The sequence below is a fragment of the Allocoprococcus similis genome, assembly GCF_054660775.1.
Window position 1 is genome coordinate 1 of record NZ_BAAHSG010000074.1, and the last position, 9,421, is coordinate 9,421.

General features: G+C 32.6%; 7 protein-coding genes. All 7 read left to right on the plus strand.

Annotated elements, in window-relative coordinates; translation table 11 throughout:
* Positions 1 to 188: 188 nt before the first annotated feature.
* The 7 genes from ACYQ5K_RS17485 (at position 189) to ACYQ5K_RS17515 (ending at position 9,378) form a co-directional block, all read left to right on the plus strand.
* Positions 189 to 2,723 (plus strand): YfhO family protein, encoded by a 2,535-nt coding sequence (locus tag ACYQ5K_RS17485; protein WP_459778160.1) that lies wholly within the window; start codon positions 189 to 191, stop codon positions 2,721 to 2,723.
* 138 nt (positions 2,724 to 2,861) lie between these two features.
* Positions 2,862 to 3,866 (plus strand): glycosyltransferase family 2 protein, encoded by a 1,005-nt coding sequence (locus tag ACYQ5K_RS17490; RefSeq protein WP_459778162.1) that lies wholly within the window; start codon positions 2,862 to 2,864, stop codon positions 3,864 to 3,866.
* 14 nt (positions 3,867 to 3,880) lie between these two features.
* Positions 3,881 to 4,669 (plus strand): ABC transporter permease, encoded by a 789-nt coding sequence (locus ACYQ5K_RS17495; RefSeq protein ID WP_459778164.1) that lies wholly within the window; start codon positions 3,881 to 3,883, stop codon positions 4,667 to 4,669.
* An 11-nt stretch (positions 4,670 to 4,680) separates the two neighbouring features.
* Positions 4,681 to 5,415, plus strand: a complete 735-nt coding sequence (locus tag ACYQ5K_RS17500; protein WP_118198476.1) for an ABC transporter ATP-binding protein — start codon at positions 4,681 to 4,683, stop codon at positions 5,413 to 5,415.
* Between the two features lie 15 nt (positions 5,416 to 5,430).
* Positions 5,431 to 7,236 carry a hypothetical protein gene (locus ACYQ5K_RS17505; RefSeq protein ID WP_459778166.1) on the plus strand — a complete coding sequence of 602 codons (1,806 nt, stop codon included), beginning with the start codon at positions 5,431 to 5,433 and terminating at the stop codon, positions 7,234 to 7,236.
* Between the two features lie 10 nt (positions 7,237 to 7,246).
* On the plus strand, positions 7,247 to 8,446 hold the full coding sequence (locus ACYQ5K_RS17510; RefSeq protein ID WP_459778167.1) for a glycosyltransferase: 1,200 nt from the start codon (positions 7,247 to 7,249) through the stop codon (positions 8,444 to 8,446).
* Positions 8,419 to 9,378, plus strand: a complete 960-nt coding sequence (locus ACYQ5K_RS17515; protein ID WP_459778169.1) for a glycosyltransferase family 2 protein — start codon at positions 8,419 to 8,421, stop codon at positions 9,376 to 9,378. Before ACYQ5K_RS17510 ends, ACYQ5K_RS17515 begins: the two co-directional genes overlap by 28 nt.
* The last annotated feature ends 43 nt before the right edge of the window (positions 9,379 to 9,421 follow it).

The window sequence follows — 9,421 nt, forward strand, 5'->3', positions numbered from 1 at the left end:
TATATTGGTAGAAATTCATTATATTTGTTATGTATACATATTATGGAATATAATTGGTATAAAATATGGTATATCGAAAACCATCAATTTTATTCGGCGATAAAAAGAACAATAGTGGATTTACTAATTTTGATTGTGTTTATGTGTGTGAAAAGTATAATTAAGAGCATATGGGAGAAAGTGAATTTATGAACAAAATAGAAAAAAGAAAAACATATGGGATAATAGGGTGTAATATTATTCTTACAGCTTTTATTTATATTATATTATGTATAATATCTAATGTTTATCCGTTTGGAACAAAAAGCAATATGATTTGGGATTTGAATATACAGTATGTGGATTATTTCGCATATTTTAAACAAGTTTTATTAGGAAATGCGCATATAGGTTATTCTTTTTTAAAGTCATTGGGAGGAAATGCGGTTGGAATTTTTGGGTATTATTTAGCATCCCCATTAAATTTGTTAGTTGTTTTTTTTAAAACAGAAAACTTACAAATGTTTGTTTTTGTGATTACACTTATCAAATTAGTATTAATAGCAGTAGCATTTAGTATTTACTTAAAGATAAGATTTAAAGAACTTGATGTACAATACCTTATAATAGGAACTATGTCATTTGTTCTTTCGCAATATGTGATAGGGCAGATGACAAATATTATGTGGTTGGATGGAGTATATCTTTTGCCGGTTATGATGCTAGGTGTATATAAATTTGTACGTGAAAACAAAAAAGGGATGCTTTTTGGAACGATATTAGTAAGTATTCTTTTTAATTGGTATACAGGATATATGAATTGTTTATTTATTCCGTTTTATTTTTTGCTGGAAGAGAGCTTAAAAGAAAAGGAAGAAAACAAGATTCAATTGAAAAAAATAATATCAAAAGGAATTAAATTTTGTTTTGTGGAAATTGGTGGTGTATTAGCTAGTTCTGCCTTATTTCTTCCAGTGGTATATTGCTTACTACAAGGAAAAGGACAAATGGAAGAAAATATTTTTCAATTTGTAACGAATGGGAAATTCTTAGAAATTTTTAGCGGTTTTATGCTTGGACATACAGCAAACAATACGCACATTGTTTTATATTGTGGAGAATTTATATTTTTGGCAGTTGTTTTATTCTTTTTAAATAAGAATATAAAAAAATATGAAAAAGTATATGTTGCGTTAATGCTAATATTTCTGATAGCAGGATGCTTTTTTAAACCATTAGAAAATATTTGGAATGGATTTAGATTTGCGGCGTCTTATTTTTATAGATTTAGTTATATAGCTACCATAATGTTAATTTATACAGCTGCATATGGATTAACAAGAAAAGAAAAAGTGGAATTTAATAAAGTAGTAAAGATTATTATTGGAATAGTTGGAATTTGGCTATTAGAGGATTCTATTCAGCAGAGTGTAGATATTAAGTATTTGTGGTTGTCTATTTTTATTATGGTGAGCTATGGAGTATTTTGGGTTTGGGAAACTAGATCAAAAATATATAAATATTTGAGCTTTATATTAGTAATCGTGGAACTGATTTTAAATGGCAGATACGTTATGATAACGACATATACAAATGAAGCTGAGAACTACTCAGAATATGTTTCAAATGAACAGAAGTTGATAGAAAAAATTAAAAAAGATAATTCGATGTGGTATAGAATGGATGAAACGACAAAGAGAGCAGGAACAGCAAATGTAAATGAGAGTATGGTATATGATTATTATGGTATTGCACACTATAGTTCGGCTTATGATGTTGAAGTAAGTCAGTTTCTTAGTGATATGGGATACAATAATAATGTGGATGTTACTACCTTTGATGAGCCGATTTTGCCAATAGATAGTTTGTTGGGACTAAAATATTTATTAGCGGAAAGAGAGTTTAGTGGATATGAAAAGCAGGAAAAATACGGAGCAAGTAATGGAAAAAGTGTTTATAAAAATGAATATGCACTTAATATTGTGATACCTGTATCTGAAAATATTATTGGAAAAATAGATGGAGAGAATCCTTTTGAAAAAATAAATGATTTATATTCAAAAATATTAGGAGAACATATTGAAATATTTGAACCAATTGATAACGTAATTGACACTTATGAAAATGGAAATGTAGAAATTTCAACAATGCCAAATGATGTGAACGGAATAGTATATGCTTATGTGAAAACTGATATTACGGATATAACATTGAGAGTTGATGAAAACACTAATTGTATTTATAATGGATGGTTATCCAGAGGTGTATTTAATATTGGAAAAAGTAGTGAAAGCCATAAAATAAAACTTGAAAAAGTTGGAGAGCAGTTGTCAGGAAATATACAATATGTTAGTTATTGCTTGAGATTAGATAAATTTCAAGAGATTGCCAAAGAGCTTCAAGAAGTGTCAATTAGAAACGAGAACATTAAGGATGGAAATGTAAAGTTAACGTATAAAAGTGAAGAGAGTGGAAATGTTATGCTTTCAATACCATATGAACGGGGATGGAGTGCGTCTATTAATGGAAAAAAAGTGGACATAGAGAAAGGAGCAGATACTTTTATTGTATTGCCTGTAGAAAAGGGAGACAATGAAATAGTTTTAAAATATAAAGTACCATGGGTGGGCATTGGAGTTATAATTACGTTAGTTACTTTGTCTATATTTGGCATGAGCTGTTGGCTTGAATGGCGTAAAAAGAGCAAAACAAATATGAAATTTGACAAAAATAATAGCATTTGATATAATCTTTCCATCTAAAGAAAAGTGTAGTATAATAATCAAGTAATCAAAATAAAAGTTGGTGATTCAGATAGAACTAAATATCTGTAAAACCAACTTTTTTTGAGAAAAATATTATTTATATAAGTTAGGAGAACAATGGACGAGAAGATATTAACAGTAACGATTCCAAGTTACAATGTGGAAGCATATCTGGAAGACTGTCTGGAATCTTTTGTGAATTCCGAGGTCATGGATGAGATTGAAGTATTGATCGTGAACGATGGTTCAAGTGATAATACTGCCAAGATTGCACAGCGATATGTAGATAAATACGAAAATACATTCCGGTTGATCAATAAAGAGAATGGGGGACATGGCTCTACGATTAACACGGGTATTCGTGAAGCAAAAGGAAAATATTTTAAAGTAGTTGATGGAGATGATTGGGTAGACACCAGAAGTTTTATTCATCTGGTGAAAGTGTTAAAAGAGAATGATGCAGATATTGTGGCATCTAATTATACCTGGATCAATCATACGACCAGAATGCCGGAGAAGAGGCAGGAACATCCATTTGAAAAAATAGAGTATAATAAGTTGTACCAGTTTGAAGAGATAGTCGGTAAAACAATTATTGATATGCACGCGACAACCGTGAAGACAGAGTTGTTCAGAATGGCTGATGAACAGATTGACGAACACACTTTTTATGTGGATGTGGAATTTATTGCGTTTCCAATTCCGTATGTACAGACAGTGTATTTCATAGAAGAGCCGGTTTATCAGTATCGTCTGGGACTTCCGGGACAGAGTATGTCTATTCAGAAGATGCAGAAGAATCTGAAAAACCATTTACGTGTGCTTATGCGGCTGAACAGTTATTGTAAGAAAGTAGAAAAGATTGCTCCGGCAGCCAATCTGGAGTATATCCGTGAGCTGACAGCAACAATTCTTACCAGTCAGATGAAGATTTATATAAGTTTTCCTCTTAAGAATGGTATGAGAAAAGAAGCAATGAAATTAGATGCATATTTTTATCATAAAAACCGGGAAGTTTATGACAGAGTAAGTAATCTGGCTGTTTTGATTTTGAGGAAAACCCGATATGCTGCATTCCCGTTAGCGGTTATTGCTTTTAAAGGACGAAGAAATTCATATTAAGATGGAGAAGAAAAATGAGTGTGACAAGAGATAGGATAAATACATTTTTTAGGTATAAGGATTTATTAAGAGAACTGGTAGTCAGAGATGTGAAATTAAAATACAGAAGAAGTTTCCTGGGATATGTATGGAGCATTTTGAATCCATTGCTGATCATGTTAGTAATGACGCTTGTATTTTCACAGATGTTTCAGCGTGGAATAGAAAACTTTCCGGTTTATCTGCTTACCGGACAGGCACTGTTTGATTTTATGAATAATGCAACCCATATGTCCATGTATTCAGTATTGGATAATGGAGCACTGATTAAGAAAATATATGTACCAAAATATATTTTTACATTGTCGAAAGTAACAAGTTCATTGATTGATCTTATTTTTTCAATGGGTGCATTGATTTTGGTGATGCTGATTACAAGAACACCATTTTCACCATATTTTTTATTATTTCCGCTGGTAGTTATACCACTTTATATTTTTGTGTGTGGAATGGGATTCTTCTTGTCTGCAGCAAATGTTTTCTTTAGAGATATTCAGTATATTTATAATGCAATTACTGTAGCATGGATGTATGTAACACCGATGTTCTATCCGATTGATCTTCTTCCGGACTGGCTGCGAAAACTTGTAGAATACTGCAATCCGATGTATTATTATATCCAGTTTTTCAGAGATCTTGTTTTATACAGACATTTTACAACACCGAGAATTTTTATCGGCTGTTGGGTGATGGCATTTATTATGCTGGGAATTGGACTTAGTGTATTTAAGAAAACACAGGATAACTTCATTTTGTATATCTAGGAGAAAAGATAATGAGCGAAGAATATATTGTAGATGTCGATCATCTTACGATTCGATTTAATATGGCATCTGAAAAGGTCGATAATTTGAAAGAATATGTGATTAAACTGATTAAGCATGAATTGATGTTTCAGGAGTTTTTGGCGTTAAAAGATGTAAATCTGAAAGTGAAGAGGGGAGAAGCGTGGGGGTTGATCGGAACTAATGGTTCTGGAAAATCCACTCTTTTAAAAGCATGTTGTGGCATTTTAAAGCCGTATAAGGGAACTGTTACAACGAAAGGTACAATTGCTCCATTGATTGAGCTGGGTGCTGGATTTGATATGAATATGACAGCAAGAGAAAATGTGTTTTTAAATGGGACAGTACTGGGACATTCCAGAAAATTCATGGAAGAGCATTTTGATGAGATTATTGAGTTTGCGGAACTTTGGGATTTCCTGGATGTACCGATTAAGAATTTTTCATCAGGTATGCAGGCTCGACTTGGATTTGCGATTGCTACGATGGTAAGGCCTGATATTCTGGTTGTTGATGAAATCTTGTCTGTAGGAGATTATCAGTTTCAGGAAAAATGTTATAAGCGAATGGAAGATATGCTCAGTGGAGGAACAACACTTTTATATGTATCGCATGATGTCAAATCTGTAAGAAAGCTGTGCGATCATGCAATTTGGATTGATAAAGGTGTGGTAAGAAAAAGCGGTCTGGTTGAAGAAGTAACCAATGAGTATATGAATGAATAGTTTGATGGGAGAAATATGATACTACAAAAATTTGCTTTATATCCGTATTCAGAAGAGACGACTCAGCTTTATATGAAAACAACTGATGATGTTGTGACCGACAAGGAAAAAGTTGAGTTAAAGACTTTGGCAAAAGTAAATCTGGAAACATATTTTAATTTATTTTCATGCCTGAAGTGGAAAAAATATGTTGGAGTTGAGTCTGTTTATCTTAGATTAAAGCTGAATGGAATTGTAAAAGTAAAAATAGATCATCTTCAGGTGAAAGATGGAGATGTAGAAAGACATGGTGTACTGGACGAGGAAATCCAGTCGGATGCTTCGGGATATGTAACTTCAAATGAATTTACGCTTCCTGAGAAAGGAATGCTTGGAGTTATGATTGAGGCAGTGTCAGAGTCAGTGCTTTATGAGGTTGATTTTTCAACAGATCAGACAGGTATGGAAGAGAATGATATTTGTATAGGAATCGGAATCTGTACGTTCAAGAGAGAAAAATATGTAGAGCGTAATATGAATCTCCTGAAAGAGGGAATCTTGAATAATCCGGCTGCAGAAGCGTATGATCATATTAAAATTTGTATTTCGGACAATGCGGGTACGTTAGAACCAGAGAAAATCGAAAATCCAGAAATCCATGTCGTAAAAAATAAAAATTTGGGTGGAGTAGGCGGGTTTACCCGCACCATGCTGGAATATTTAAATGGCGAAGAAAAAATAAGTCACGTTCTGCTAATGGATGATGATGCAATTATATTACCGGAAACAATTGAAAGAAATTATCTTTTCTTAAAACATTTAAAGAAGAAATATTATAATTATGTAATTGGTGGAGCTCTGATGCGACTGGATCATCCAAGTATCCAGTATGAAAGCGGAGCATTATGGAACAATGGAGATATGATTGCACATAATCATGATTTTGATATGACTTCATTGGCAGAATGCATTACAAATGAAGTCGAGATTGAACATGATTATGTTGGATGGTGGTATTCCTGCATACCAGTCACATTTATTAACAAAAATAAATTACCGCTTCCGTTATTTATTCATCGTGATGATATTGAATATGGATTACGCGCAAATGGAGAATTTATTTTATTGAATGGAATTTGTGTATGGCATGAAGCGTTTGAAAATAAATGTCCGGGAACAAATGAATATTATGATATTCGAAATCTGGCAATACTGAATGCGATTCATGATGAAAAGTTTACGGCTAAACAATTTAAAAAGGTTTTATTTAAAGAGATTAGCAGCAATATAGGAAAGTATCGCTACAAGTATGTGGACTTAAATCTACTCGGAACACTTGATTTCTTAAAAGGAGCAAAATGGTTCAGCGAGCAGGATGGAATAGAGATTCACAAAAAACTGGCGGCATATAACTATGAAATGAAATCAAAAGAAGATTTTATCGGTTACAAAGGTTTGACGGAAGAAGATCTTAGTCCATATGGAAAAGAACAAAGAGAGCGTGTTCCATTTATAGAAAAAAGCTGGAAAATGGCTACGATGAATGGACATTTTTTACCGGCAAGACATGGAAAGCCAAAAGCAGAAATTCCCTATCCGAATATTTATGATTTGTATCGATACAAAGAAGTGTTGTATATAGACAGTACAGATCATGTATTAGATGCAAAAAGAAGTGTTATTGCAATGATAGCATCTTATATTAAATTTTTTAAAGTATGTAAACATATTGACCAGAGATATGATAAAGTATGTGAACAGTACCGAGATATGTTTGGTACCTTTACGTCAAAGGATTTTTGGAATCATTATCTGGAATTAGATAAAAACATGGATTTATAAGGAGGAGCATATGGGATCACCAAAAGTAACAGTAGTAGTACCAATTTATAACGTAGAAAAATATCTTCGCCAGTGTCTGGACAGTATTGTGAATCAGACATTAAAAGATATTGAAATTATTTGTGTAGATGATGGCTCAACGGATTCATCACCGCAGATTATCCAGGAATATATGGACAAGGATTCACGTGTAAAGGTAATTACAAAGCCAAACAGTGGTTATGGAAATTCCATGAACCGTGGATTTGATATGGCAGAGGGCGAATATATCGGTATTGTTGAGTCGGATGATTATGCGGATCCGGAGATGTTTGAAGAAATGTATAATGTAGCTTCAAGCAATCAGTTGGATGTGGTGAAATCAGGATTTTACTATTATTATTCGATTCCGAAAGAAAGAAATGAAAAAGAAGAAATTGTATCTAAAGTACGTGCAAGAAAAACATTCTGTCCGGCTACAGATTTTAATGCACCGATGGAAATGGTAGAATTTTTTAATTTGAAGCCAACGATTTGGTCTGCTATTTATAGAAAAGATTTTATTCGAGAAAATAAAATCCGTTTTAATGAAACACCAGGAGCATCGTTTCAGGATACGAGTTTTAGCTTTAAAGTAATGTGTCTTGCTAAACGTGTTCAGCTGTTACAGGAAGCATATTTGCATTATCGTCAGGATAATGAGAATTCTTCAGTAAATTCTCCGAAGAAAGTTTTTTGTGTATGTGATGAATATGAAGAGATGCATAAATTCTTGGAAACGAATCCTTTACATCGTGGAGTATTAGAATGTGTATGTAATCGAATAAAATATGATACTTATATGTGGAATTTGGGGAGACTTAGTCCTAAATTTAAGTATATCTTTTTAGAAAGAGCAGCTCAGGAATTTAAAGAATGCTTTGAAAAAGGTACAATGGATTCACGATATTTTGAAGAATATAAGTGGAAAGGTGTAAAAAAAATGGTTGAAGATCCTATAGGTTTTTATAATGAGTATGCACTCAATCAACCGGGATATTCAATGAAAGAATTAAAGGAAATTAAAGAATCCTATTCGTATCGCATAGGAAGACTTATTACATTTCTCCCAAGAAAGATTTTGGGTGGAATTCAAAGTGTTAAAGATGATGGGGTTGTATATACTTTTAAATTAGGTTGTAAGAAGATTATTGGAGGTATATCATGGTTAAAGGACCGAAGATCTCGGTAGTTATACCGGTATATAATGTGGCGGATTATTTGAGTAGATGTTTGGAAAGTTTGAGACGTCAAACTCTTTTGGATATTGAAATCATATGTGTTAATGATGGATCAACAGATAACTCAGATGAAATAATTCGGGAACAGATGAAGATAGATTCGCGCATTCAACTTATTGATAAACAGAATGCTGGGGTTGCGGCAGCAAGAAATACTGGAATTGATGCGGCAACAGGGGATATGATTGTATTTTTAGATCCGGATGATTATTTAACAACTAATGCGTGTGAGAGAATTTATGAAGAGAGAATTAATCATTATGCAGACATTATTGTATATGGATCGAAACCGTTTCCTGAAATACCAGAGCCGGACGCCTGGGTTGCATGGAAATTAAATAGTAGAGATATATATTATCCAAAACCGAATGAAAAATCTTTATTTGGCGAAACTAATAGTGAACCCTTTATTTGGAATCATGCGTATTCTCGAGATTTTTTAAATGATAATCAGTTACGATTTATTGAATCGATTAAATTTGGAGAGGATATTGTATTTTTGTTTCAAACAGTTCCTATGGCAAAACGAGTACAGTATATTTCAGATCAACTGCACTATTATCAATGCTATAGAAGCGGGTCGTTTATGCAACAATATAATGATGAAACGGAAAAACGTTTAGTTCAGCATGTGAAAAATCTTAGAACAATAACAGCATTTTGGAATGAAAAAGGATTTCTAAATAAATGGGGGCGAGCTTATTTTGAATGGTTTATTAATTTTATTGTTCCGGATTTGATTCAGTTTAATCCGAAAAATAAAAAGAAATTAGCATTAGAAACAGTTAGAATTATAGAAAAATTTAATTTGAAAACATTTTATAAGCATTCAAAACTTGAAGTAAAAGAAAAAACAAAGAGATTATATAAAATGGCTAGATAGATAATAGTTCTAAGGGGAAGGAAAGAAATGAGAAGAGTATGGG